The organism is Psychrobacter pacificensis, from assembly GCF_900101915.1.
In the GTDB taxonomy this organism is placed as follows: Bacteria; Pseudomonadota; Gammaproteobacteria; order Pseudomonadales; family Moraxellaceae; genus Psychrobacter; species Psychrobacter pacificensis.
The window spans coordinates 172481-197472 of the sequence record NZ_FNAL01000002.1 but is presented as its reverse complement, the minus strand read 5'-3'; the positions used below and the strand labels follow the sequence as shown (position 1 = coordinate 197472).

The 24992-nt window shown below is 45.3% G+C and carries 22 protein-coding genes, 1 tRNA gene and 1 pseudogene; 9 read left to right on the top strand and 15 right to left on the bottom strand.

What is annotated here, in order from left to right; translation table 11 throughout:
• Nucleotides 1-35: 35 nt before the first annotated feature.
• Nucleotides 36-800: an ABC transporter ATP-binding protein gene (locus BLR43_RS02275; RefSeq protein ID WP_058025721.1), complete on the bottom strand. Its 765-nt coding sequence runs from the start codon at nt 798-800 to the stop codon at nt 36-38.
• Nucleotides 801-988: 188 nt separating this feature from the next.
• On the opposite strand from BLR43_RS02275, the gene BLR43_RS02270 reads away from it, so the two are divergent.
• Together BLR43_RS02270 and BLR43_RS02265 are read left to right on the top strand one after the other, a co-directional pair.
• On the top strand, nt 989-2251 hold the full coding sequence (locus BLR43_RS02270; protein WP_167669371.1) for an SIP domain-containing protein: 1263 nt from the start codon (nt 989-991) through the stop codon (nt 2249-2251).
• 238 nt (nt 2252-2489) lie between these two features.
• Nucleotides 2490-2846 carry an alpha/beta hydrolase family protein gene (locus tag BLR43_RS02265; RefSeq protein WP_244265477.1) on the top strand — a complete coding sequence of 119 codons (357 nt, stop codon included), beginning with the start codon at nt 2490-2492 and terminating at the stop codon, nt 2844-2846.
• A gap of 82 nt (nt 2847-2928) precedes the next feature.
• On the opposite strand, the gene BLR43_RS02260 is transcribed toward BLR43_RS02265, so the two are convergent.
• Together BLR43_RS02260 and BLR43_RS02255 are read right to left on the bottom strand one after the other, a co-directional pair.
• A complete protein-coding gene (locus BLR43_RS02260; RefSeq protein WP_093068368.1) occupies nt 2929-3513 on the bottom strand; it encodes a TetR/AcrR family transcriptional regulator in 585 nt (194 codons plus the stop codon).
• A gap of 256 nt (nt 3514-3769) precedes the next feature.
• Nucleotides 3770-4009: a glutathione binding-like protein gene (locus BLR43_RS02255; RefSeq protein WP_228724572.1), complete on the bottom strand. Its 240-nt coding sequence runs from the start codon at nt 4007-4009 to the stop codon at nt 3770-3772.
• 16 nt (nt 4010-4025) lie between these two features.
• Between BLR43_RS02255 and BLR43_RS02250 the strand changes: the two are divergent.
• Nucleotides 4026-4220: pseudogene (locus BLR43_RS02250) on the top strand (integrase core domain-containing protein); the annotation flags it as partial.
• Nucleotides 4221-4424: 204 nt separating this feature from the next.
• Entirely contained in the window at nt 4425-5387 is a 963-nt protein-coding gene (locus BLR43_RS02245) for an acyltransferase (protein ID WP_093068365.1), read from the top strand.
• A gap of 524 nt (nt 5388-5911) precedes the next feature.
• Here BLR43_RS02245 and BLR43_RS02240 read toward each other — a convergent pair.
• Complete coding sequence (locus BLR43_RS02240) at nt 5912-6595, bottom strand: cupin domain-containing protein (RefSeq protein ID WP_093068362.1); 684 nt, start codon at nt 6593-6595, stop codon at nt 5912-5914.
• Between the two features lie 214 nt (nt 6596-6809).
• Nucleotides 6810-7673 carry a universal stress protein gene (locus BLR43_RS02235; protein ID WP_093068358.1) on the bottom strand — a complete coding sequence of 288 codons (864 nt, stop codon included), beginning with the start codon at nt 7671-7673 and terminating at the stop codon, nt 6810-6812.
• A 332-nt stretch (nt 7674-8005) separates the two neighbouring features.
• On the opposite strand from BLR43_RS02235, the gene BLR43_RS02230 reads away from it, so the two are divergent.
• The 3 genes from BLR43_RS02230 (at nt 8006) to BLR43_RS13770 (ending at nt 9712) form a co-directional block, all read left to right on the top strand.
• Complete coding sequence (locus BLR43_RS02230) at nt 8006-8539, top strand: DUF2058 domain-containing protein (protein ID WP_093068354.1); 534 nt, start codon at nt 8006-8008, stop codon at nt 8537-8539.
• Between the two features lie 317 nt (nt 8540-8856).
• A complete protein-coding gene (locus tag BLR43_RS13775) occupies nt 8857-9336 on the top strand; it encodes a TVP38/TMEM64 family protein (protein ID WP_244265476.1) in 480 nt (159 codons plus the stop codon).
• Nucleotides 9311-9712: a hypothetical protein gene (locus tag BLR43_RS13770; RefSeq protein WP_244265475.1), complete on the top strand. Its 402-nt coding sequence runs from the start codon at nt 9311-9313 to the stop codon at nt 9710-9712. The genes BLR43_RS13775 and BLR43_RS13770 overlap by 26 nt, the downstream gene beginning before the upstream one ends.
• 117 nt (nt 9713-9829) lie before the next feature.
• Here the strand turns inward: BLR43_RS13770 and BLR43_RS02220 are convergent, their stop codons facing one another.
• The 7 genes from BLR43_RS02220 to speB all read right to left on the bottom strand — a co-directional run bounded on the left by BLR43_RS02220 (nt 9830) and on the right by speB (nt 18918).
• On the bottom strand, nt 9830-11347 hold the full coding sequence (locus BLR43_RS02220; protein WP_093068463.1) for an aldehyde dehydrogenase family protein: 1518 nt from the start codon (nt 11345-11347) through the stop codon (nt 9830-9832).
• 155 nt (nt 11348-11502) lie between these two features.
• A complete protein-coding gene (locus BLR43_RS02215) occupies nt 11503-12906 on the bottom strand; it encodes a YjiH family protein (RefSeq protein WP_093068351.1) in 1404 nt (467 codons plus the stop codon).
• Nucleotides 12907-13042: 136 nt separating this feature from the next.
• A complete protein-coding gene (locus BLR43_RS02210; RefSeq protein ID WP_093068347.1) occupies nt 13043-14761 on the bottom strand; it encodes a 5-guanidino-2-oxopentanoate decarboxylase in 1719 nt (572 codons plus the stop codon).
• 141 nt (nt 14762-14902) lie between these two features.
• Nucleotides 14903-15646, bottom strand: coding sequence for an MBL fold metallo-hydrolase (locus tag BLR43_RS02205; RefSeq protein ID WP_093068344.1), 744 nt, complete (start codon nt 15644-15646; stop codon nt 14903-14905).
• Entirely contained in the window at nt 15643-16470 is an 828-nt protein-coding gene (locus BLR43_RS02200; protein WP_093068340.1) for a carbon-nitrogen hydrolase family protein, read from the bottom strand. Before BLR43_RS02200 ends, BLR43_RS02205 begins: the two co-directional genes overlap by 4 nt.
• Nucleotides 16467-17813, bottom strand: coding sequence for a purine-cytosine permease family protein (locus tag BLR43_RS02195; RefSeq protein WP_093068335.1), 1347 nt, complete (start codon nt 17811-17813; stop codon nt 16467-16469). The genes BLR43_RS02200 and BLR43_RS02195 overlap by 4 nt, the downstream gene beginning before the upstream one ends.
• A gap of 136 nt (nt 17814-17949) precedes the next feature.
• Nucleotides 17950-18918: an agmatinase gene (speB, locus tag BLR43_RS02190; RefSeq protein WP_093068331.1), complete on the bottom strand. Its 969-nt coding sequence runs from the start codon at nt 18916-18918 to the stop codon at nt 17950-17952.
• A 242-nt stretch (nt 18919-19160) separates the two neighbouring features.
• Between speB and BLR43_RS02185 the strand changes: the two genes are divergently transcribed.
• On the top strand, nt 19161-20063 hold the full coding sequence (locus tag BLR43_RS02185; protein WP_227674260.1) for a LysR family transcriptional regulator: 903 nt from the start codon (nt 19161-19163) through the stop codon (nt 20061-20063).
• Nucleotides 20064-20077: 14 nt separating this feature from the next.
• Here the strand turns inward: BLR43_RS02185 and BLR43_RS02180 are convergent, their stop codons facing one another.
• From BLR43_RS02180 to BLR43_RS02170, 3 genes are all read right to left on the bottom strand, one after another.
• Entirely contained in the window at nt 20078-21871 is a 1794-nt protein-coding gene (locus tag BLR43_RS02180) for a potassium/proton antiporter (protein ID WP_093068327.1), read from the bottom strand.
• A 365-nt stretch (nt 21872-22236) separates the two neighbouring features.
• Nucleotides 22237-22572 carry a GlpM family protein gene (locus BLR43_RS02175; RefSeq protein WP_093068323.1) on the bottom strand — a complete coding sequence of 112 codons (336 nt, stop codon included), beginning with the start codon at nt 22570-22572 and terminating at the stop codon, nt 22237-22239.
• Nucleotides 22573-22764: 192 nt separating this feature from the next.
• The gene (locus BLR43_RS02170) at nt 22765-24435 is read right to left on the bottom strand and encodes an alpha-keto acid decarboxylase family protein (RefSeq protein WP_093068320.1); all 1671 of its coding nucleotides are present in this window, start codon (nt 24433-24435) and stop codon (nt 22765-22767) included.
• A gap of 282 nt (nt 24436-24717) precedes the next feature.
• Between BLR43_RS02170 and BLR43_RS02165 the strand changes: the two genes are divergently transcribed.
• Nucleotides 24718-24792: transfer RNA gene (locus BLR43_RS02165), tRNA-Gly, on the top strand.
• Nucleotides 24793-24992 lie beyond the last annotated feature (200 nt).

The following is a 24992-nucleotide window of genomic DNA, read 5'->3' as shown; positions in this document are numbered from 1 at the left end:
TAGGCGAGTTTGGGTGAAAGAGAAGCGATCTGATGTCAAGCAACTGCAACAGGCTGCCCAGTAATGGGATGACTGAGCAGCTGCATATCCACATTAAAAATATCGTATAATACCTCAGATTGCATCGTGCTTTTGATAGTGCCATTGTGGCAAACTCGGCCGTTTTTTAACGCAATGATTCGATCCGCATACTGCGCTGCCAGATTGATATCATGAATAATAATCACCACACTCAAGCCCTGCTCATCTACCAAGCGGCGGATAAGCTGAATGACCTCAATCTGATAATGCATATCTAATGCAGCGAGCGGCTCATCAAGCAGTAGATACTTGGTATCTTGCGCCAAGCACATCGCAAGCCAAGCACGGGCACGCTCACCGCCTGATAGCGTCGATGTAATGCGATCAGCAAATGCTTCGGTTTGGGTTACCTTTAGCGCTTGATCAACTTTATCTCTATCCATTTGGGTTGGCTTTTGTAGCCACTTTTGATGCGGATAGCGTCCGAGCATCACAAGCTCACGCACGGTAAATCCAGCGGCGTCAGGTAGTTGCTGTGGCAGATAAGCCATATGACGTGCCAGCTCCTTACTGCCGTAATCATTGATGCGAGTATCATCTAAGGTAATACTACCGCTACTACTCGCCATTTCCCCTGCCAATGCCTTAATCAGAGTCGACTTTCCTGAACCATTGTGTCCAACTAGCGCCACCAACTGCTTGATATCAATCTCGCAGCTCACGTTATCTAGTAAAGTATTCCCTTGTCGACTGATGGTCAGTTGGTTTGCACGTAACATATAGGCACTCATTATTGATAAAAATCAAAATTGATAAAAAGTAAAAAATTGGCGTCGATGATGCTTATAGTTTTGAAACAAAAGCGACAATAAAAGAGGATTTTACTCGTAAACGATAATAAAAACAATTATCATTAACCAACTAGACGTTTTATCTCCTCACTTATCATCTGCTTATGAGTATCAATATGGCTAATATCTTCCTATCTTCTGCATATAATACCTATGATCAAGACAAACCATATACTTCCTTAAACACTCCTGAACTAAACGACATCATCACCTATATCAACGAAGAGCATCTAGATGAACTATTAGGGTTTTTAAACGCATTTACTCCTATATCCACGGCTGAATTGGATAATATAGAGGTGCAATTGACTCGCGTTTACGCTGAAGGCCTTGAGTTACAAGTACAGGCAAAAAATACAGAATCTTCATCTACTAATGCTCAAGATCACCCTGAACAGAGTCAGGCTTTTTTTATTGCCTTTCCTGCAGCCATTACGCATCCTGATGAGCTACAAATTCAATATATTGCACTCAAACAAAAAGCGGATAAAAAGCTGGGTAAAAAAACGATTAAACTGACCAAGCAAGTATTTGATGTGCAAGACAGTTATAGAGTCAGCAAAAATATGCTGCGCCTTGAACTGAACATGCCCACGTTGAATAATACTAACGGCACATCAAACCCGACCTCAGTACCCATCAACGAGGCAGGTTACGCGTATTTATTTGATTTAGAGCACAATGCATTGATTAAAGACACAACAGCTGACAATATTGATGACAGTAAAAATACCTCGCGCCTTGCTCGATCTCATTGTTATTACACCTTAAGAAAAGCATGGCAAACCCCTACTGGCATACAAGCGTGGGTCGATGTTTTCTTGCATGGCAATACACCGGGCGGTAATTGGGCCAACTCACTACAAGCAGGTGATACCTTAGTGACCAAAAGGGAGTTTCCTGAAAAAATTGAGCATTTGCGTGACGGTCAAGCGTTACTGATCGCTGATGAAACGTCTATGCCAACTGTCGCGAGATTACTCGAGCTATGGGAAAACCCAACACCGCCGTTAGTTGTTAGTGTCACACAAAACGCGGCGGATCAACGTTATTTTGATACCGTAAAAATACGTAGTGGTATTGATGGCAGCATAACTAATCGTATTGACAGCAATAGTGAGTGCACTACCAAGAATACCGTTAAAGACAACTTTACTGTCCTTCCCATCGTCACCGATCAGCAATGCTCAGGACAGCATTTAGCGTCCTTAATCGATAATACGATAGGCAATTATTTGATAGATCAACCTATAAAAATTGATAAAGTCTGGGGTGCATTAGAGGCAAGCACTGTCAAGGCACTACGGCCTATGCTTAGAGAGCGGCTTGATCTTAGCCGCGCAGAGGTGGTGATAAAGGTTTATTGGCGTCAGGATTAAATCCATAAGATATGGCTTGTTGACCGCAACAATCGAGCTGAAGAGGACAGTTTTTTAACATACTCATGCATAGCATGCACCACTGACCTGTTCATGACTAAGGTTTGTAGCAGCAGACAGTTGTACGCTATAGTCTTTATTCAAGACCTTATTATGGCAGTATTTCTCGCAAGAGACACCGCAGTTCAATGTAGGCGCGACGATTAACAGTGGTACCACAACGACGCTATCACAAGCGGTGATGGCGGCGTACGATGCACCCTTTCCTGATGAGTCGTACAAAGAAGGCGCGAGGCAATTTCCACTCCTTGTCCTCACCACACCAGATGACCCTGCTTCAGAAAAAAACCGCGCCGCTTGGGTAGTACTGAGCAAATGGAAAAAACCTTTTATTACGCTGTTTAGTGATTCTGATCCAGTGACGGGTGGTGGCGATCGTATTTTGCAAAAACTCATCCACGGCACCAATGGTCAGCAGCATACGACCATTATCAACGGTGGACATTTTCTGCAAGAAGATCAAGGTGAAACGCTGGCTGAGCTGCTACTTAAATTCATTCGAGATAACCCTACCGACTCTACCAATATACCGTAACGACTCTTATCAAATGGCCAATAAAAAAACCCTGACTGTTTAAGTAGACAGTCAGGGTGTTTTCGCTAAAAAGTATCAGTCTTTATACGATGTTTTTAAAAATATCATCGATGTACTTTTCTACCGCAGCGTCATCACTGGTAATCTGAGCATACGTCCTCAGACCTATGATCTGAATTTGAAGATAGCGTGCCAATTCAATCGGGTTTTTCTCTGCACTGACTTCACCACTATCAATAGCTTGTGCGAATAACGTGGCAAATGAGGCTTCTATCCCTTCCAAAATCTCTGTGGCATGTGCCAATAGCTCGGGGCTATCATTCTGAGTCAATTCAGCGATCGTTTTTACAATCATGCACATACCACTTGGTGTTGTCGCTTTATTGACTACGATGACGGTATGGATAAAATGTTTTAATCCAGCAAGCACGGTGTCTTGTTGCTCGATACAGTCAGCCAAACGCTTGGCATCATCTGCCGCATAACGGTTTAATGACTCTATAAAGAGCTTATCTTTACTACCAAAAGCGGCATAAATACTACCAGGATGCATATTGATGACGTCTTGCAGATTGCGCATCGAGGTTGCGTGATAGCCTTTTTCCCAATAGAGATTTTTTGCTTTTTCGCTCACATCCTCGCGATTGAACTTTATCGCAGCACTCATAGTGTTTACCTTAATCACTTTGCCTCAAAATCTATTTTAAGGCAAAGTTTGTAGAACCAATATTAGCTGCTGTTTTTAATCACTTTTTTATTATAAAGCTTTTTACGTCTCTTTGCTGTTATTAGGGCGTGCTGAACATTCAACCATGGCACTGACAGAGGCTATTTTTTAGGCGATTCGCAGGTAAAAATAGTGAGTATAGTCATTCTATACGTGTATTTTTAGCAATGAAGCGGCAAAAAAGAGCCCTGTCATTTCAGGCTGATGCTTTATCGATCCAGCCCCATGCGGAGATATCAGCGATTGAATACTCGTCTCTAACCAAATACTCACAGCCTTCCAGATGGGTGTCGAGCACTTCGTAATGACGCTCAGCCTCACGAAGATAGCGGTTCATCGCATAGGGGATTTTTTCTGGCGCCTTGTGTCTAAAATGCACAGACTGACCATAATAAGGGCCCAGACCAGTTGCTAAAAACATCAACCATGAGAGCATCTCGCTACGATCTTCTGGCTGTCCTTATCAGAATGCTTATATTGAACGGTTTAATCGCAGTTACCGCAATGAGGTTTTAGACTGTTATTTTTTTAATAATTTAAACGAGGTTAGTAAGCTGACTGAAGACTGGATCAAGGTTTATAACACTGAAAGATCCCATGATTCACTTAATGATATGACACCTGCCGAGTACAGGCAGGTGGCTTAATTATTCTACAATGATGTTGTGTTAAGAATGGGGTATTTACAAGGTCATGCCTTGGTACGCTTTTTTATGGCAAAAATAATACTTTTCACTAAAGGTGCTGTGTATTATTTGTTGTTAACACTCGTACACTAAGATTTATTTCTGCTAAAATCATGCAGTAATATTATCAATACCTCATCACTGGTATGAGAAAAAGGACTTACTATGCGATTGAAATCAATCGTTCAAAAACTACATGAACGCGCCCCAAAATTGGGTAAAGCCGCATCACTCACCACAGCCACGGGTGTGATTACCTTTAATAGCATCTTGGCAGGACCTCCTGTATGGATAATGGGCGCCGCCAAAGCCTTCACGGGTGCTGCTATCGCTGACAAAGCCGTTATCGATGTCACCAATTACTGGATCAATAGTAATAATGCCGTCATCGACAATGTCCTGCCTCGTAAAGACTGGCGTATCAGCTTGCCTGATGATGTACACACAGACGGTCAATACCTACTGATCAGCAACCACCAATCGTGGGTCGATACCAGCATCATGCAATATATCAGTGAAAAGCGCCTACCATTGACGCGCTTTTTTACCAAGTTTGAGCTCATCTATATTCCAGTGATTGGGCAGGCTTTCTACTTTCTCGATTTCCCTATGATGCGTCGATATTCTAAAGAAGCCATTGCCAAAAACCCTGCTTTAAAAGGTAAAGACATCGAAGAGGCCAAACGAGCCTGTGCGCTACTCAAAGACAAGCCTTTTACTTTGCTAAATTATTTGGAAGGAACGCGCTTCACCCCTAGCAAACGTGACAAACAAAACTCACCCTATAAGCACTTGCTCAAGCCCCGTGCTGGCGGATTATCACTTGCTTTGAGCGCCCTAGGCTCAGAGATCGATGGCATCTTAGACATGACGATTGTCTATCCTGACGGCATACCCACTTATAGCGACTTGTGGAAAGGAAACATCAAACGTCTAGGCGTCGATGTGCGTCATATCGAGATACCTGAAGACTTATTTACGGCAATCAAAAATGGTGGTTATGAAACAGATAACGCGGTAAAAGCGCAGATGTTTGACTGGGTTGAGCAGGTATGGCACAAAAAAGACCAGCTGATCACAGAGATGCTGGCTGACTTTGAGCATGAAGCTCCGATGAAAGAGGCTTAGTCTACAAACAGATAGTTCAACAGACTGAGTAAATTCTTTATACCAATAATGCTTAGTATTTGATAACCTCGAGGTGTTCTGCGCGTGTACTAATATATAGTAGAGCCTTTTCTGCCAATGGTGTAAAAACACGCTAATACCATGCCTCAAAACGAAATGCGTAATCGTCACCCTATTGAAAAAAAGTGGGCACAGGCTAAGTTTCTACGACAAGGGTGAATAAAGAATAAACTACCTAAACTGTTCAATGATATGAGCTGTGCTAATTTTATTATGGATTGACTATAAGACATGGATAGAAGAAATCGACTATTTTTAGAAGCGGACTTGTGATGTTGTATAAGAAAGGGCTGTATTGATATAGAGCCGTTTATCTGGCTTGAGACGAGGTGATACGTTATATAAATCAGCTAAATAGGTCACTTCATGCTGGCGCTAACCATTCAAATTGATGAGTCAAATTAATAAGCAATCAGGCTCAATCCGTGATTAGCAATCAGCGCAGTGTTATTGATCATAGGTCTTTAGGCATCGTCTGGCTTGTCTCCGATGACTTGGCTGAGATGCCCTGTTTTTAGATATATCGTCGCGCCCTCTCGTCCTGCTGTGATTTGCGCGTACTCACCTGCAGGCAGACGTAACCACCCCCAACGATGATAGACTCGGTCATCATCTACCAGCTCGCCTGCAATGACTAACAGCTCTGCGCCATTAAGGATTGGCTCATTGAATAACAACTCGCCTGCCTCTATACGTTGCAAGCTCACCTGCTCGACATCATCTGAGAACAGAGGACAAACGTCACGGTCACCTTGTCGCTGCCAATTGGCACCATCGTGAGTATCGATAGCCACATGCTGCGCTTCATCAGGTGACATCTGCCGTAGTTTAACGAAAATCACTGCGCCTTCATCACTATAAGGCCTATGACCGGATGCTGGTGGATTGCGCACGTACCAACCTGCCGGATAATGGGTATCGTCTGCAGAAAAAGTCCCTGACAGTACGAGTATCTCCTCGCCGCCGGGATGCAGGTGGTGCGGAAAATAAGAGTTCGGTGCATAACGTACTAGGCTCGTCGCACGAGCCTTCTCTTCACCGATGCGGTCAAGCATCACTCGCTCCACGCCATTCTGTGGTGATTTGACCCACTCGTGGTCTTCAGGTGCTAGCGAAGCACGACGTGAAAAATCTGCATTGATACGCATAAGGGGTTCCAAAGATAGAATGAGTGGCGTCAGCAAGTGAGCCGTTATGAGATATAGATTGGTTATCTCAAATATCGATAACCAATCCTCTTTATGAATATTGCGCTGCTGAGAGCGATACACTGCTCGCTCGTGTCTCGAACAAGGCACGGCCTTAATTTAGTGTCGCTTTATCGAAAAACAAGCGACTCATGACAATTTATTAATGCATCCATTAGCGTACCAAAATTACAGGGGATAAGGTACTTGCAATGATCTCTGTCGTTGTACTGCCAAGAAACAACTGCTGCCATTTAGAGTGTCCATAAGCACCGACCACCATGATGTCAATATCGTTGTCTACTTGAAACGTTAATAACCCATCGACCGCATCAGAAGCGGACAGGTGATGCGCCTCAACGATATAACCTGCATCTTCCAATTTTGCAGCAGCCGCGCTCATGCTTTGCTTGGCGGCTTCATTATGATTGCCGACCATCACGATGTGGCCTTTCAAACCTTTCAATAATGGGCTTTTTGCGACCATCCATGCCGCTTTTATAGCGGTTTTGCTACCATCAAAAGCAATCATATATGAGCTAGGCTCTTTAAAGGTTTCTGAACAAATCAGGATAGGGATATCCGATGCGCGAGCTACCGTTTCGATTTGGCTGCCGATATTGATGCGGCTATTTTTGTGGTCTTCGCCGCGGCGTCCCATGACGATCGCGCGATTTTCTTCTTTGAAATACTCGATGCTAGGAAGCAATTTACCATGACGTTGATAAATGCGCACATTGACATCCGCAAAGCTGTCTTTGATATGGCTTTTTGCATCTTGTACTAAGGCGTTGCTATAGCTATTGACGACTTTTGCCCTTTGCTCATCTAGCTGGGACAACTCATCTAATAAGAACTGACGGCTGTTGATCCCTATCGCACCTGACAGATCACGTCTCACTGAGGCAGGAATATCACTGACATGCAGCAATCCAACGGGCAAATTCAGTCTGCTGGCGTACCACGCGGCATAGTCACAAACCGATTCAGTCACTGCTGAGCCGTCAATACAGGCTAGAATGTGCTGTGATGTTGTCATAATCTGTCCTTAGATATGTTATTTAATCCCATACAGCTTGTTATATATGACCAAGCTATGCCCATTGTTTGAGAGATGTTTATAAAAACTGCTCTCTTAATTTGATGATACCCAATTTGGTCGGTTTCATCCAGCGATGTACACGCTTTTGTAAAATCACAAACGTGCTAGCACTATTATTTTATATAGTTTACAAGAGTATTGTTTTAACACCCCGATGAACTCTGGTCATTGTCTAACCACAAGCGTTAGTAAAGTTTGCTACAATACCTCTTTTAGTATTTATGATGCAGTATTTAAGACTTACGTATCGTTATTTAGGTGATTGAATTATGGCAAAGAACGCCCTACAGGCTCAACTATTAAAGGCTGGATTGGTCGATAGTAAAAAAGCCAAAAAAATCAGCAAGCAAACGCAGCATGCCAAGCGTATTGGCGACTCAGAGAGTTTAGAGACCAAAAAAGCATTGGCAGAGGCTCAAGCGCAAAAGCTTGAGAAAGACCAAAAGCTCAATCAGCAAAAACAGCAAGCTTTAGAAGAAAAGGCGCTGAGGGCTAACATCATTCAAATGATTAAGCAGCATCAGATAGCCGATACGGATGGTGACGTTAGCTATCAATTCGTCGATGCGTCTAAAGTGAAAAAAATATCCATCACGCAAAAGCTATACGATCAAATCGTCGCCGGTCACGTGGTGATTGCACGATTAGAAGACGGCTACGCGCTCCTGCCGCGCCCACTCGCAGATCGTATCGATACAAAAATGGAAGGGTTTATGGTCGTGTCCAATGATACTGCTGAAGACACGCCAGAAGAAGATGATCCTTACGCCGCTTATGTGATTCCAGACGATTTGATGTGGTAATCACTTGCCTAATCGCTTAGCGAATTGAATAAGCCTACAAGCAAAACCCCTTCATAGAGCGACCATTCTATGAAGGGGTTTTGCTATTTTCAGTTTAATAGACAGTTTGTTATGGAAATCATCAGCCAGTTAATGGCAGAAAATACTTAAGCATCGTGCCTCTCATTCTACTTTATTGAATGGATAGGGCTTTTAATTGAACAGTCACTCAACACTCAGTACAATATAATATTTACAATCACACAAAACCTTGTGCTTCAACCATATCATCACAACCTCGAAGCTCTCCTCCGCTCTCTGGTTTAGCCGGAAAAATCATGATTAAAAGAATATCTTTAATACTATTAAATATTGATACTAACGGCAAGTTTTTTTATTTTGATCTCAATCAATTATTGACGCTTGAGGGGTTAAGAGGATCGATGGTGCAGTTTGATGCGTATAAAGCCCAGTCGCCATTATTGATTATTGGTGGATTATTTTTACTTTATGTGGTCGTCACTGCTCTTTCCTTACCTAGCGCAACTATTTTGACGCTGGCCGCAGGCACGCTGTTTGGCTTAGCTCAAGGCTTAGCTCAAGGCTTACTCATTGCCTCTTTTGCTTCCAGTATCGGGGCAACGCTGGCTTTTTTGACCTCACGTTACCTGCTGCGCGACACTATCAAATCGTTGGGCCCTATCAATTCAATCATGTGGCCTCGCATCAAGGCTGGTACGCAGCGGTTAACGGCTTATTTGGAAATTTTAAAAATTCAAGGTCGATTACCGCGTGATTCCATGGACGACTTTCATTGATCCAGAAGTCGCTCGCGTGGGCTTGAATGAGCAAGAAGCAATCGATAAGGGCATTGATTTTGAAGTGACGCGCTATGACTTTAAAGAGCTAGATCGTGCGAGCGCCGCCAAAGGTTTTATTAAAGTCATCACCCCTAAAGGCAAAGATAAAATCCTAGGGGTGACGATAGTGGCTGAGCATGCTGGTGACTTGATGAGCGATTTTGTACTGGCGATGAAACATGGTTTGGGGCTCAATAAAATATTGGGTACAATTCGTACCTACCCAACATGGGCGGAAGGCAACAAATACGTCGCTGGTGAATGGAAACGCAATCACGCCCCCGACACGGTACTGAACTGGTTAGAAAAATACCACACATGGCGGCGCGGTTAGTTAGGCATTTACCGATAAGTAACCTGACTTGCAGAACAGGTTTGGACGCTAGCTATCAATAACGATATTAACAGCTAGGTACGAAGTTCTAAAACAGCTAATAAAACTACGAGCGACTCAATCAGTCAGCAATACATGTTTACTCTTTTGGTAAGCGGATAAACCATCGCCGCCCAGCTCACGCCCGATGCCGCTTTGCTTAAACCCGCCCCAGCCTGCTTCTGGTAGCACGATTTGTTGCTCATTGATCCAAATGTGTCCTGCTTGAATTTGCAGTGCCATCTCCAGTGCCTCAGCCTCATCAGCGCTCACAATGGTCGCTGCCAAGGCAAACTTGCTATCATTGGCCAAGCGAATGGCCTCTGCATTGTCGGTAAAAGTTGTACTGACCAACACAGGACCAAACACTTCTTCCATCCATAATTGGCTGGTCGTTGGCACCTCTGTATAAATGGTTGGCGATACAAAGTAACCTGCACCGTCAATTGCCTCGCCCCCCGTTAAGCATGTGAGCTGTTCGGTCGTGGCAATATCAAAGTAGTTTTTGACTTGGCTTAGTTGCTGTACGCTGACCAGTGGCCCCATTTGCGTATCAGCATCAAAGCCATCACCAATTTGTAGACTCTCCGTTTTTGCTTTTAACGTCTCAAATAGCTGCTCAGCAATACTTTGATGGACGATCAGTCGTGAAGTAGCCGAGCATATTTGACCAGCGTTGGTAAATATACCACCAATGATCAAATCACAGGCATGGTTGATATCGACATCTGCGCATACCACAATGGCTGACTTGCCGCCCAGCTCTAGGCTGATGTCTTTGACACTTGTCGCCGCTTGGCTCATGACTTTTTCGCCCACCACATTACTGCCGGTAAACGAGACTTTATCAATCTGCGGATGGCTGGTCATGGCTGCACCCACTTCGGCAGCACCCGGTAAGATATTCACCACGCCTTTGGGCAGTCCTATCTTGGATAGGATATTACCCAGCATCAGCTCTGGTAATAGCGTCATCTCAGACGGCTTTAATAATACAGTACAGCCCGCCGCTAGCGCCGGTGCTAGCTTCCAAGCAGTCGTCACCATAGGGAAATTCCAAGGCGTAATCAGCGCACAAATCCCGACAGGCGCGTAGGTCTTTAGCAGTCGTAGGCCTGACTCAAGCGTGGACACCTCAGACCAAGTGGCTTGATCAGTGATAAGATTAGTATAATAACGATAGCAAGCAATGGCGTCTCCCACGTCTATCTTTGCTTCCTCTATTGGTTTGCCATTATTTAACACCGATAGCCCAACCAACTTATCGAATTGCTGCTCCATAGACGCTGCAATGGTATTTAGATAATGGGCGCGTTCTCTAACGTCAGTCTGCGACCAGCTGTTATAAGCCTTAGAAGCGGCGCTAACCGCTGTCTCTACATGAACACTGGTACACAAGCGTGTCGTTGCAATTATCTTTCCTGAATTAGGGTCATACAAGGCATGGTTATTTGTATTATCAAAGCTTGCATTATCAGAGTCAGTCGCAGGCGCTTCAATCTCAATCCAGTCACCATTGATATAAGCGGCATTTAACACGACTTCATTTTGAGCCGTTTGTGTTGCGCCTTCTCTGGTTAAGCTTGTAGCGTTCATCAATTCCACCATGGTTAATTGCCTTGTATTTTTGGATAAAATTTTATTTATTTGCATAGCCCGCGCAACGTAATCGATGAAATAATCGGTTTATCTGACGACAGAAAAACCAATTATTTTTTACGTTATATGCTTTATTGATATCGAATGTGTGACTAATAAAGCAGATGCGCGACTGAGGTAATCACCACCAAACTGATAAGCGTACGAAGGATAAAAATCCCAAATAGCTCTAATATATTAAGTCTGATGTTTGATTTCAAAATCAGCGCACCGACTTCAGACATGTAGATAATCTGAGTAATTGAGGCAGCACCCACGATGAAGCGTGTCATTTCACTCTCAATACTTTTACCGACCAGCGCTGGCAAGTACATATCCGCAAAGCCCATAATCATGGCAGGTGCAGCCTTTGCTGCCTCTGGAATCTGCAACCATTCAAGCAATGGCACAAGTGGGGTCGCGAGCCAGTTAAAGACAGGCGTGTACTCTGCTAAGCCCAAGCCAATCGTACCGATAGCAAAGACAACTGGGATCAGTCCAAAGTAGATATCAAACAAATTGCCCACGCTGCGTTTGAACACATAACCCAAGCTTGGCATAGAAAGTGCGCGAGTGACGGCGCGATTAACCGCCCATTGGTAAGTGGTATACCCAGTAGGAATGCCTTCGTCTAGCATACTTTTGCCTGAGTGATAGGTATCAGGCTTCATTGATAGTGGCGGTATACGCGGCATGATGATCGCAGCGATAAATCCAGTCAGCGCAATGGTCAGATAAAAATAGACAAAGTTATTGTCCACACCAATGGTTTTGGCAACCACATAGGTAAAGGCAATGGAAGTCACTGAAAAGGTGGTGGCAATGATGGCTGCTTCACGCTGACTGTAAAAACTTTTATCATACTGCTGCATAGTGACCAGCAGGCCGATTGACGCGGCTCCAAACCAAGAAGACATGGCATCAACAGCAGAACGACCTGGCAGTTTAAACAGCTTGATAAATATCTTGCTCGCCAATGTACCCAAGAACTCCATGAGGCCAAAGTCTGTCAAAAATGGCAGCGATAAAATAGCAAAGAAAAACAACGGAATCAGAATAGGAATCAAGTCTTCGAAAATGACGCCGCCCGTATTGCGATTGATAATAAACTCAGGGCCGACTTGCAGATAAATCATCCAAACAAACACCATACCTAACAAACGCGTGGTGAGCCAAAGCCAATCAACATCAAGGAGGTTCTTTATCAGTGAGCCTTCAGGCAGACTGGGTTTTAACACCTTGACTGCTAGTGCCCCAAGACAGGAGATGGTCACGATTGCCATGGTGATATAGACCACAAATCCGCCCAATGCAGCTTGTAATGTATCTGTGAGCACCCCCAATAAAATGGTGACCTTACCATCCCACTGAAACGGTATGATAAATAGCGCAATACCCAATGCTGAAAACAACAGAAACTTCCACATTGACGCTCGCCACTGCCCTGCCTGCGGTGTGTTTGGATCGACATCGTTTCCTAAAATCGGTTGCTGCGATTTATCAATAGCATTCGTCATTTACCTTCTCCTTAATGGGTGATGATCGCCAAGTTTTCTATTTTTCTATCTGAGTAATAGCGAGGTTTGCTCTAATGGACATTTTTCCTTAAGCGACCTGCATTTATAATCCTTTAAGCATTGTTTATGAGTACCGTTAGCTAAAATAGGTAACCGTCTCACCCATCTCTTTGAGAAACTCATCTGCTTCATCAATCTCATAAATGATCGGTTGCTTGCCTATCGTGTCTGTTTTTAGCGCCGCCAGCAATTGCTGTTTGTCCGTAATTCTACGGTAGCCAGCGCCAAACCCTGCAGCCAATGGCTCAAAGTTTGGTGTTTTAATATTGACGCCGATCAGTGGCAAGCCGCCCTCTTCCATATAGCGTCGAATCTCGCCATAACCTTGGTTGTTCCATAGCAGCACAATCAATGGCAGCTCAAGCTCGGCGGCGCAAATAAGCTCTGCAATGGTAAATTGAATACCACCATCGCCGATTAAGCTAACAACAGGTAGGTTCGAGCCAATCATGGCACCAATAGCGGCGGGCAAGCCATAACCTAGCGTGCCAAAGCCTGTTGAGGAGTTAAACCATTTACGCGTTGCCAATGCTTCAAAGCCAAGGTTGCCGCTATAGACAGGCTGGGTTGAGTCGCCCACAAAGATCACACCTTCCACTTCGTCTCGAATCAGTTTTAATAAGGCGTTTTGACCCGCAAAATCTGGGGTTGTCTCTTGTAAAAGGGCTTGTTTTGCCTCGTTCACGCGTGACAATGCTTGATGATCGAATACTTGACCGTTTGATATCTGATTTTCTAAACGACTGCATAGTCCACTGATAGCCGTCTGTGCATCAGACAATACCGCGATATCCGCTCTAAACGGACGCTGCAACTGCTCGGCATCGCAGTCAATACGCATCAGTGTGCCATTGATTTTAAACCCGCCATTAAAGAACACATCGTAATCGGTTTCACCAAGCTCCGTACCAATGCCGAGCACCCAATCTGCCTCTGTAATCACGGCTCGTCCTGCATCTAACGACTGATTACTACCCAAACTTAATGGATGAGCAGGTGGCAGTAGCCCTTTGGCATTGATGGTCAAAAACGTAGGCGCATCGATCAGCTCTGCCAGTCTTTGCGCATCGTGATCGACATCGACACAGCCACCGCCGTAAAGCAGCACTGGGTTTTTTGCGGTTTTTAATAATTCAACAATCAAATCCAATTGCGCAGGGTTTGGGAGCGGTCTCATCACTTGGGGTGACGTTAAGCTATTAGCCATATCTTTTAAGCTAGGCGGCTTGGCAACATGTCTGGCATCAGCGGTGATGACATCAATCGGCAGCTGAATATGGACTGGCCCTGGACGTGCGCCATTAAATAAGGCAAAAGCTTCGGCGATAACTTTGGGCAATGACTCAGGCTGCCAGATAGTTTTACTCGTGAGCGCCACATTACTGACCATACCTTGTTGATCGTGCAACTCATGCAAGTGCCCCTCTCCACTTCCCGTATCTTTGACTTTATTGACACTAGAGATCACCAGCATTGGGATAGAGTCAGCCAATGCCTGCGCCATCGCTGTCATGATATTGGTCATGCCAGGACCTGTGATGATAAAACATACGCCGATCTTGCCAGAGGCACGATAATAGCCATCTGCCATGAACCCAGCGCCTTGCTCATGACGCGGGGTTACATGACGAATATTGGTATTGGGTAGACCGCGATATAGCTCTACGGTATGTACCCCCGGTATGCCAAAGACCGTCTCTACCCCATAGTATTCTAGCCACTGAACGAGCAGCTCGCCGCAGGTCAGAGGCTGAGTGTCAAATGATGAAAGAGATGTTTGTGTCAATTGGGTCATGGGATAATTATCCTAAAAGAGTCAGTAGGTATGGAAAATCGCTTATTGCTTATCGTTGTTATGTATAGCGTTGTTATTTATTTTGAGTAGCTATTTATGTTGAATAGCCATTTGTTTTAGATTCTAACTAAATGCTATCAATCACAAATCATGATGGCGTAACCAGTCATCGATCATCACATGCAGACGTTTGCCTGAAAAACTGGGGAAATGACCGCCATGAACGACACGTACAGGCAACGCATTGAGACGGCGCATGCTTTTGGCATAGTCAGTCATGTCGCTATGCCATGTATCTTCTATCAATGGACCGTCATAGATAAGATCGCCAGAAATAAGCGTTTCGCTGGCCGCTTCCCATAAAGCAATGCCTCCTGGAGAGTGGCCTGGCGTATGAATCACTTCAAATTGACGATTGCCCAAGTCAATCATGTCACCATCTTCTAATGACATAATTTTGGCGGGCGCCGCGATTTTGTAGCCGCAATGGGCATAAGGCTCGGGCGGTAGCGCGTCAAACATCTCGTCATTGACAAACATATCCGCCAACGTACGGGCATTGTCTGGTTCAGCGAGGATATGCGCTTCAGCAGAATGCACGTGACAGCAGTTAAACTCGCTCGCAGCGCCGATATGATCAAAATGCGTATGACTGGCAACGCCCACGATATCGCGATCAGCAAGTAGAGCAACGTGACGACGCAGCGGTACTGCCCCTAATCCGAAATCTACTAACAAATCACGATGTCTGCCGCGCACGTGCCACAGATTGCAGCGAAAAAACGGCTTAATCCATGGCTCATCGATGAGCGTGATACCATCGCTATGCGCGGTGGTGCGATACCAGCTCTCTGGCTTGATACGCGCTAGAGATTGTGCGCTCATAAGTCAGCTCCATTAGAGATATCCGAGCAGCTGAGATTTAAGTCTCTGGTATTTAAGTCACTAAGTTTTAAATCATTAAGATAGTTTTGATGCGTGCGGCTCTCATCAATACGGGCAAGATCAATATCGACGATCATCGTGCCAGCCGCTAAGCCGAGTCTGCCGAGCACTTCGCCGTCGGGACCAGCGACAATGCTATTGCCACAATACTGAAGATTATCTTCCTCACCCGAGCGATTGATACAAGCGACAAAGCATTGATTGTCCATGGCGCGAGCGCGTATTTGGAGGACCTGACGTTCTGCATTTGGCAGCATGTTTGCTGTCGGTGATAGGATGATTTGCGCGCCTGCCTGCGCAAGCTCTCTTGCCACTTCTGGAAACTCATTGTCATAACAAATCATCAATCCCAGCTTGCCAAATCGCGTATCGACGACGCAGGACTTTTTGCCTGCTGTAAAAAACTCGTGTTCGCGATCCCACAAGTAGTGCTTGTCATAAGTCGCAAGATGCTGTCCGTTGTCATCTATCAAGATAGCAACATTACTCAGCTTGCCACTAGGACGGCGCTCAGCGAGACCAAATAACACATGTAACTTGTACTGAGCAGCCAGTTTCGCTACTTGAGTCACAATTGGCCCATCGATCGCTTCCGCTAAATCATCAAGCCGCTCAAAGATGTTGTAGCCTGTGAATGCAAGCTCTGGTAGTGCAATCAGATTGACTTTTGCTTCTACAGCGAGGCGACAAAGCGACTCTAGAGCCTCTAGGTTGGCGACTGGTTCAGCCCATAAGGGATTGGTTTGAGCGATCATCAGTTTCATAATACCCCCTCCTCTTGAGCTGGAGTAACAACCTCACTCGGACGGGTAAACACCGTCGCACCTAACCAGTAGAGACCACCTGTGATGATAAAGACGGGTAATGACGCACCAAATGACGGCGGTGCAATCAGTGTCCAATAAGCTGCAAGCGCTGCGCCAATCAAGTAGGCTGCAATGGCAATCTTTGCTGTCGGACGTCCCAATTGATGCGTGGCGTCAAGCAGTTTTGCGGTATAGCCTTCTTTGCCCACAAGGAAATAATCGACAATCATGACTGAAAATGCAGGAATAAATAGCGCGCCCACGACCAGCAGGAAGTTTTGGAACTGATCCAAAATACCCGGAATTAGCGACCCAAAGATAGTGACCAAACCGATGACAAGAGCAGGTTTCCAAAAGCTCATATTCGGCGCGACATTCATACAAGATAACGTAGCACTATAGACTGCCATCACATTGGTTGTCATGACCGAGAAGAAAATAACCAGTGCAGCTGGTAGGCCAAAACCAAAGTCAGCAAGCAGACGCGTCGGGTCATACGTCTGCTCCAGCCCGTACATAATAGACAGACCTGAAATCGTAGCACCCAAACCCATCGCAACGATAGCCGCCATGAGGTAGCCAAAATACGTGCCCCATACAGCAATCTTTGACGTCTTGCAGTTACGGTTATAATCAGCGGCAGACGACATCCATGAAAACGCGGTAGCGATGACAATATCAAAGGCGATGCCTAAGGTAATACCGTTGCGTGATTCAACAGGCATCTCAAACAGTTTTGAGACATCATAATGCTGGTTAAGTTGATAGAGGACTATCACGGTAAGCGCCGCCATTGCCAATGCGGCCCAGCGTTCGACCAGCTCAATCCCAAGGTGACCACGTAGCACGATGAGCACTACCACTGTCTCGCATAAAATAACAAACAGTGGCAGGTTGCTATAACCTGTGGTGGCCTCAATCGCATAGTCCAGACTCATACCAGCCAGCAGCGCCTGAATACAGCTCCACGCAATAAGCACCCCCATATTGACCAAGGAGATGATCTGACTACCAACTGGGCCATAAGCACGGCGTGTCAGTGCCATCGAAGGCAGCCCAGTACGCTGACCCATCAAACCGACCAACAGCAGCGGAATTGCCCCGATCAATGAACCAATGAGCACGGTAGTAATCGCTGTGGTGAACTGCAAGTCAGGTACCAACAACATACCTGTCAAAATAGTCGTCACCACGATATTGGCACCGAACCATAGCGCAAACGTACCAACCGAGCCTAGACTGTGCCCAACCTCATTTGGAGACAGCGTGTCTTGACCAAAAAACGAAGAGGATTTACTCATTGGGGTCTTCCTTAACCGAATTATTTTCATACCAGCAACTCAACACACTGGTCACCATCTCATTAGGCTGCTATCCCTGATGTACCGCATTTGGTAACCGTCTTATGCGCCAACTCTAGCCAATCAGTGTCTGCTACTAGTAGACAGCTTTTACCTTGTCGTCGTAGCGTACGCCAGGTAGGATACATAGCATTTCAAACAGCAGGTTCGCCGCCAGTACAGAGGTGTTGCCAAATGGATCATATGGTGGTGATACTTCGACTAAGTCACCACCGACCACATCAAGACCACGCATCCCGCGTATGATTTCGATGCCTTGCGTGGAGGTCAGACCACCGATCTCAGCCGTGCCTGTACCGGGTGCAAATGCAGGGTCAATCCCATCGATATCGAAACTTAGATAAACAGGGCCATCGCCTAGCTTTTCGCGTACTTCTGCCATGAGCGGCGTCAGCGACTTATACCAGCACTCCTCTGCCGGTACCACACGAAACCCTTGCTGGGTTGACCAGTCAAACTCTTCAGCGCTATAACCTGTACCCCGCAGACCAATCTGCACTACGCGATTACCATCGATGAGGTTTTCTTCGACCGCGCGGCGGAACGGCGTGCCATGAGCGATTTTTTCGCCGAACATGTCGTCGTTGATATCCGCGTGAGCATCAATATGAACCATGCCAACTGGGCCATGTTTTTTGGCAAGTGCCCGCAGGATAGGCAGTGCGATGGTATGATCGCCGCCCAGTGTGAGGGGGATCGCACCGTGTTTGATGATTTTTTCTGTATAGAATTTTTCGATAATATCGACGCTTTTTAGCAGATTGAACGTATTGATAGGCACATCACCGATATCAGCCACTTGCAGTGACTCAAATGGCGCAGCACGCGTCGCCACATTGTAAGGTCGAATCATTCTTGACTCATCGCGAATCTGTCTAGGCCCCAATCTGGCACCGCTACGATTGGAGGCACCAATGTCTAAAGGCACACCAACGAATGCCACATCTAACCCTTCGGCATCAGCCTGAGTCGGCAAGCGCATCATAGAAGCGAAACCGCCAAATCTTGGCATATCGTTGCCACTTAATGGTTGATTGAATGTCATCAGTTACTTCCCTATTTTATTTGATTTATATACACAATTTGCTACATACAATTGACAATACATAAATATAAGGGAAGGAACCATGGTAAAATTTAGAAGTAAACTTCTGATTTTTCGTAGTAAAATGATTTTATCGGTTATTACCAGAAGTTTAAGAAGAATACTACTGCTTGATAAAGTAGGTTTAATGAATAAAGTAATTTGCTGCGGTAGCACGTTATTGCGAAAGTAAGGGGTCGGGTGTGATATTGGATGAGCTGATAAAAATAGACATTAAAACGCTACGTAGCTTTATGGCTATCGTGGAGTGTCAAGGCGTGACTGCCGCTCAGTCACGTTTGAATGTCACGACTTCAGTGATTAGCGGACATTTGACTCACTTAGAAGACCGCTTGGGCATGACACTTTGCCATCGCGGTCGAGCGGGTTTTAAGCTGACAGAGGATGGTGCGGCTGTCTATGAGGCATGTTTGGGCTTTACCGAATCGGTCGCGAGTTTTCAACACCAGCTGCACTATATTAAGCAACTAGACTCAGTACACGGTGGACATATTAGGCTTTGCTTAATTGATCAGATGCCCAAGTTTTTTTATGATGCGCTTAGACAGCGCCTCGCCAGTAGCTACCGAGAAAACCCACTGATACACTTTTCTATCGATGTGCAAAGCCCTGAGAGCATGCTAGAAAAGCTCTTAAGTAACGAGAGTGACATTGGTGTGGGGTATTTTGGTAGCTTTCCGCCGTTACTGACGTTTCAGCCAGCATTTGTCGAAAAACAAGTGGTCTGCTGCGGACGCGAGCATAAGCTATTTTATAACTCAGAAGGATTGACTTTTGAGGATTTAGAGCAGAATTATCCGTGGATAAAAAGGGGCTACGTGGTCGAGCATCATATCAATCATATCCGCCCAAAAACCCTAAGCGCTACTACTTATCACATGGAGGCAACTGCGCAGCTTATCCTTGCAGGTCATCATGTGGGGTACTTACCGCGTGATCTGGCGAGACGATATGAGGGCATGGGACTGATGAAAATACTCCTGCCTAATGAAGCAAGCTACGACGTCGAGCACCATTGGGCGTATCGCGAGAATCAGCAAAAACAAACCGCTGACTTTCTACATAAAATGATGAACTTGCTATAAAAAGAATACGAATATCACTGCACTGCTACGGACGGTCGTTGATGCTTGAGACCAATGCTTCTAAGCTTACCTTTTTCGCCTACTTCTTTGATGACCAGTGACCACTCATCGTTCACCACAACTGTATCACCTGAAACGGGTGCGGTACCTAAGTGTGAGGTCACATACTCAGCGACTGTCTGCTCCCACATATCTTTGGTACTGTCTGCTTCGGTCGTTTTCAGCGTTTTTACCAAAGGTTTGGCGGTCATAGCTTCTGAAAAAAATGGCAAATCTCCGAGTTTTACACTGGGTGATAGCAACCAATCACCATAAAAGTCATCAATAGCCTTACGATCTAACGTTGTGTCATTAAAAATCTTGGCAATTTTGCTCGCGTGATTGCCGCGCATGGCGTACCAAACACTATCACCAAATTTTATTTTCGTATTTTCATCAACGACGACGATTTGTTGTCCCCGTACCAGCGCAAATACGCTGATTTCATCAGGGCTAATGCCTTTTGAGATTCCCATAGGATGACGACCGATTGCAAAGGCGCCTGATTGCGCCTCAAACTCGTATAAGGTAATACTCGCCTTATCCGATACCCAAACCTCATGTTCTTCTTTGGGATCTTTATTGGTTGGAATACGTACCTTAAATAAATTCGCCATAGTAGGAATGGTCGTGCCTTGCAAAATCAGTGACAGCACCACAACCCCAAAGGCAATATCAAAGAGCATAAAGGCATTATCAATCCCTGCCATGACGGGCAAAATCGCAAGGGTAATGGGCACCGCACCGCGCAGACCAACCCAAGAGATAAACCCAATCTCTTGATCTTTAAATTTAAATGGTTTCACACTAGTATAGACCGCGATAGGACGGGCAACGAAGATCATGAACGCCGCTATCGCCACCGAATAATGCCAGACATTAAGAACGTTTGATGGCGTGACCAATAATCCCAACACCACAAACAATACCGCTTGCGATAGCCACGCAAAGCTGTCCATCACGCGCATAACATGCTCGGTTGAGCGCACTTTGTGATTACCGATGAGCACCCCTGTGAGATACACCGCCAAAAACCCACTACCGCCAATCAAGTTGGTCGCAGCAAATACGGCCAAGCCCGCTGAGAGTATCAAAATGGCATACATGCCCTCTGCCAGATGTATCTTGGGTAATAACCGAGAGAGCAGATAACCAAAGAGCAAGCCCATGCCCAATCCAAAACTGAGCTGTTGAAACAGTAAGACCAAAAAGCCAAATGCTGTCTGACCAGCAGGGTCGACGTTTAGAGCAATTAACCCCGTCACCAATAAAATGGCCAAGGGATCGTTGGCACCAGACTCTAACTCAAGCGTGGCTTGGACGCGGTCGTTGAGCTTGACCCCGCCATTACGTAGTAGAGAGAATACAGCGGCCGCATCGGTTGAGCCCACAATCGCAGCCATCAATAGCCCAAAGCGCCAATCAACATCGAGCAACCAAGTAACAAATGCCCCGAGCACCAAAACCGTGACCAGTACGCCCCAAGTCGCCAAGGTAATCGCAGGTTTTAGACCGACCCGAAACGACTTAAAAGACGTACGTAGACCACCATCTAATAGAATACAAGCAAGCGCCGCTTGTCCCACAAAATTGGCCAGCCCATATTGAGAAAACTCAATACCCAAGATACCCTGCTCGCCTGCCAACATACCGACGATCAAAAACAGCAATAGCAAGGGCACACCCAAACGCGCCGATAACGTGCTCGCCATGATACTGGCGAAAATAAGTACTGCCCCTACGAGGTATAGGATATTTAAGGTATCCATTTTTTAAAGCCCTGTTTTTTATCGTTATTGCATCAATATTGAATGAAGCATAATAGTACTTGATTGCGAAAATATTTCCGTTATCGCACTGTTATTAGATATCACGCCAGAGAGTTTGTCATCAGCAACGATTGTCAGAGCTATTAACATTGTCAGAGCCATTAACACAAGAAATTTACACTGATTCTATATCGGCATTAAGAGTAACATCTGCGACTAAATTTATAGACAGTATTTCGAAAAAAGTTATCGAATATACCAGCGCGTACCTATGAACTTATGACCTTTGTTTAGCCATTTTTTATTCTAACTTTTGACAGTATTTAGGCCTACACAATTAAATTTAAATAGTTACGCTTGACTATTTAGCCCTGAATATACTGCCATGTCAGCACCAAAATAGTGGCAGCTACTGTCCAAGCGACAACGCCTAACAATAATGCCTTATATAAGCTCATATAACTGATGCTAAAAAATACCACCAAGGTATAAATCAAATGCGGTATCACACCCAGCATACTAAATATCAGGGCAACCCTTAAATCAGTAGGACTGCGCTCAGTACCAACAATGAAGTGACTGATGAGCGTAAACGTGGGGAAAAGAGGTGCAAGCGCCGCCAGATAAAAAAATCGCGTTTGTGCAAATAATTGAATTGCCAATACCATCAAAGCGCCAATGAGCATTTTTAGCCAGATCATGATGGATCACTCTCCTATTGAGTATGACGGGCTGAACATAGCCCAATCAGCCATCATACTAGAGTCTACAAATTGACATAAGAGGCATCGCTGATTAATTGACCCGTGTGATAAAAAAAACGCAAAAAACCCCATTTAGCTACGCTGCTAAATGGGGCTAGTACTTTTATTAAGAAAGCTTTTAAGAATTATTTAATCCTTTTTTGGCTTTAGTGCCGCGCTGATGTCTGCTAGCAATGGGGGTATATCATGCTTATCTGCGATGACCTCAATCATTACTAGCTTATCGGTAGTCTCGGCAGCTTTGTTTAAAGCCGCTTTTAGCTCACCTGCTGTTTCTGCTTTGAGTAGTAAGCTATTCGCTTCGGTTGCGCCAAACGCTTTTGGCATGATCTGCCAATCGCATTTTGGGATATCGTTGTAGTATTGGTTTTCACCATGAATCGCACGCTCTACGGTATAGCCGTCGTTATTGATTAGGACGATGACTGGATTGATACGCTCTTGAATCATGACCGCCATTTCTTGAACCGTCAAGAGCGCCGAGCCATCACCAATCAGTACAACGCTGCGTTTATTCGGTGACGCGATAGCAGCACCTAAGCTTGCTGGTAATGTGTAGCCAATCGAGCCCCACATTGGCTGCCCATAGGAGGTCACCCCTTCTGGCAAACGCACATCACTGATGCCAAAATAGGCAGTTCCTTGCTCAGAGAACACCAAATTATTATGGTCTAGGCGATCAGCGATAATATGCCATAGGTCATCTTGGAGAATCGCCTCATCATCCCTACCCTTCTGCTCATGTGGTTTGACTGGCTCACAAAAAGGCTTTGGTACGATGTTGATACCAGAGGTCATGACTTCGTGCAGGGCCTGTAATGCATCTTGCAAGGCAATCGGTGCAAAGTTCTTACCACTAATAGAAGCACGCTCATAATGCAAGTCTACTACTATACTCTCGTCAATATCTTGGCTAAATCCCGCGGTGGTCGTGTCGGTATATTGCACCCCTACTTTGATCAGACATTCGCAGTTTTCTACCGCGTCTTTGACAATGGGACGCGAGGCAACGCCTGCATAAGTCCCGGCCCAGCGCTCGCTGTTTTCATCAAGCAGTGTCTTGCCCCACGATAGCGTGGTATAAGGAATGTCTGTATCAGCAATCAGTGCTTTGAGCTGTGACTGCAACCCCAAACGATGCACCATCAAATCTGCCATGAGCGTCGTGGTTTTGTTTGGCAAGAACTCTGTTAGCGCTTGCTTGAAATCTGCCAATGCCGCTTGACTGGTGATGTCTTCTTGGCTATCAATCAGCTTGGTTGTTGGCGGATAAATAGGCTGACGCGCAACATCAGGTGATAGCAGCAGATAACCTGGGCGATGCTTTTTGAGAATCAATCGAATCACTCGATCAATTTCTGAGGCGGCATTTTCAGGAGTAAGCTGCGCTCGTGCTACGGTCACGGGCTCAACCATCTTAATAAAATGATTAAATACGCCATCGCCAAGCGAATGATGAATACGGCGTTTTGCGTCTTGCAAAGCTGTGCTTGGTGCACCTACGATGTGCAATACTGGCGCGTACTCAGCAAAAGAGCCTGCGGTCGCGTTAATCGCTGATAGCTCGCCTACGCCAAAAGTCGTCACCATGGCGGCAAACCCACGCTCGCGTGCATAGCCGTCGGCCGCATAGCCAGCATTTAGCTCATTGGTGTTACCCACCCAGCGCAGCTTATCAGAAGCAAGGACATTGTCCAAAAAGGTTAAGTTAAAATCGCCTGGTACACCGAATATATCACTTGCACCCGCCTCTGCGATGCGATCAAACAAATAATCTGCGATGGTATATTGTTGACTCATTTCCTTATCCTTATGACCTGTCATTATAAGTATGTATGATTGGTAGGTATCTATGATGAAAACCATCATAAAAACAAACTATAAAATGTATCCCAGCTTATTTTTCAATGCAAAGCTTTTGGAATGCATATTATAAGAAACCGTTATAACATACATTTATGAGCAGATGACATACCTGTCTTGCTAACTTTTACTTTTTTTCGTCAAGGGTGTTGACACCTCAAAAAAACTGCGTATAATACGCCTTCATCATCTGATGATAGTTAATCAAACGATGAATCAGCGGGATTAGCTCAGTGGTAGAGCACAACCTTGCCAAGGTTGGGGTCGAGAGTTCGAATCTCTTATCCCGCTCCAAATTCTAAAAAAGCCTCACTTAATAGTGAGGCTTTTTTTTGTCTGTTTTTCGGGGTTTGTAGAGTATTTTTTCGAACATTTATTTTCTTATAGTTAAGTTTATCTACTCAGTCAAAAAGCTCGTTTTCGGTGCGGTGCCCATTTGGTGCCCAAACCGTGCCCTGCCCTAAAACTGCGAATATTGAATTGCCCCCAACCTA

Coding starts and splice junctions, on each gene's coding strand:
- BLR43_RS02275 (WP_058025721.1), bottom strand. CDS start 800: ATGTTACGTGCAAACCAACTGACCATCAGTCGACAAGGGAATACTTTA.
- BLR43_RS02270 (WP_167669371.1), top strand. CDS start 989: ATGGCTAATATCTTCCTATCTTCTGCATATAATACCTATGATCAAGAC.
- BLR43_RS02260 (WP_093068368.1), bottom strand. CDS start 3,513: ATGAGTGCTGCGATAAAGTTCAATCGCGAGGATGTGAGCGAAAAAGCA.
- BLR43_RS02255 (WP_228724572.1), bottom strand. CDS start 4,009: ATGCTCTCATGGTTGATGTTTTTAGCAACTGGTCTGGGCCCTTATTAT.
- BLR43_RS02245 (WP_093068365.1), top strand. CDS start 4,425: ATGCGATTGAAATCAATCGTTCAAAAACTACATGAACGCGCCCCAAAA.
- BLR43_RS02240 (WP_093068362.1), bottom strand. CDS start 6,595: ATGCGTATCAATGCAGATTTTTCACGTCGTGCTTCGCTAGCACCTGAA.
- BLR43_RS02235 (WP_093068358.1), bottom strand. CDS start 7,673: ATGACAACATCACAGCACATTCTAGCCTGTATTGACGGCTCAGCAGTG.
- BLR43_RS02230 (WP_093068354.1), top strand. CDS start 8,006: ATGGCAAAGAACGCCCTACAGGCTCAACTATTAAAGGCTGGATTGGTC.
- BLR43_RS13775 (WP_244265476.1), top strand. CDS start 8,857: ATGATTAAAAGAATATCTTTAATACTATTAAATATTGATACTAACGGC.
- BLR43_RS02220 (WP_093068463.1), bottom strand. CDS start 11,347: ATGAACGCTACAAGCTTAACCAGAGAAGGCGCAACACAAACGGCTCAA.
- BLR43_RS02215 (WP_093068351.1), bottom strand. CDS start 12,906: ATGACGAATGCTATTGATAAATCGCAGCAACCGATTTTAGGAAACGAT.
- BLR43_RS02210 (WP_093068347.1), bottom strand. CDS start 14,761: ATGACCCAATTGACACAAACATCTCTTTCATCATTTGACACTCAGCCT.
- BLR43_RS02205 (WP_093068344.1), bottom strand. CDS start 15,646: ATGAGCGCACAATCTCTAGCGCGTATCAAGCCAGAGAGCTGGTATCGC.
- BLR43_RS02200 (WP_093068340.1), bottom strand. CDS start 16,470: ATGAAACTGATGATCGCTCAAACCAATCCCTTATGGGCTGAACCAGTC.
- BLR43_RS02195 (WP_093068335.1), bottom strand. CDS start 17,813: ATGAGTAAATCCTCTTCGTTTTTTGGTCAAGACACGCTGTCTCCAAAT.
- speB (WP_093068331.1), bottom strand. CDS start 18,918: ATGACATTCAATCAACCATTAAGTGGCAACGATATGCCAAGATTTGGC.
- BLR43_RS02180 (WP_093068327.1), bottom strand. CDS start 21,871: ATGGATACCTTAAATATCCTATACCTCGTAGGGGCAGTACTTATTTTC.
- BLR43_RS02175 (WP_093068323.1), bottom strand. CDS start 22,572: ATGATCTGGCTAAAAATGCTCATTGGCGCTTTGATGGTATTGGCAATT.
- BLR43_RS02170 (WP_093068320.1), bottom strand. CDS start 24,435: ATGAGTCAACAATATACCATCGCAGATTATTTGTTTGATCGCATCGCA.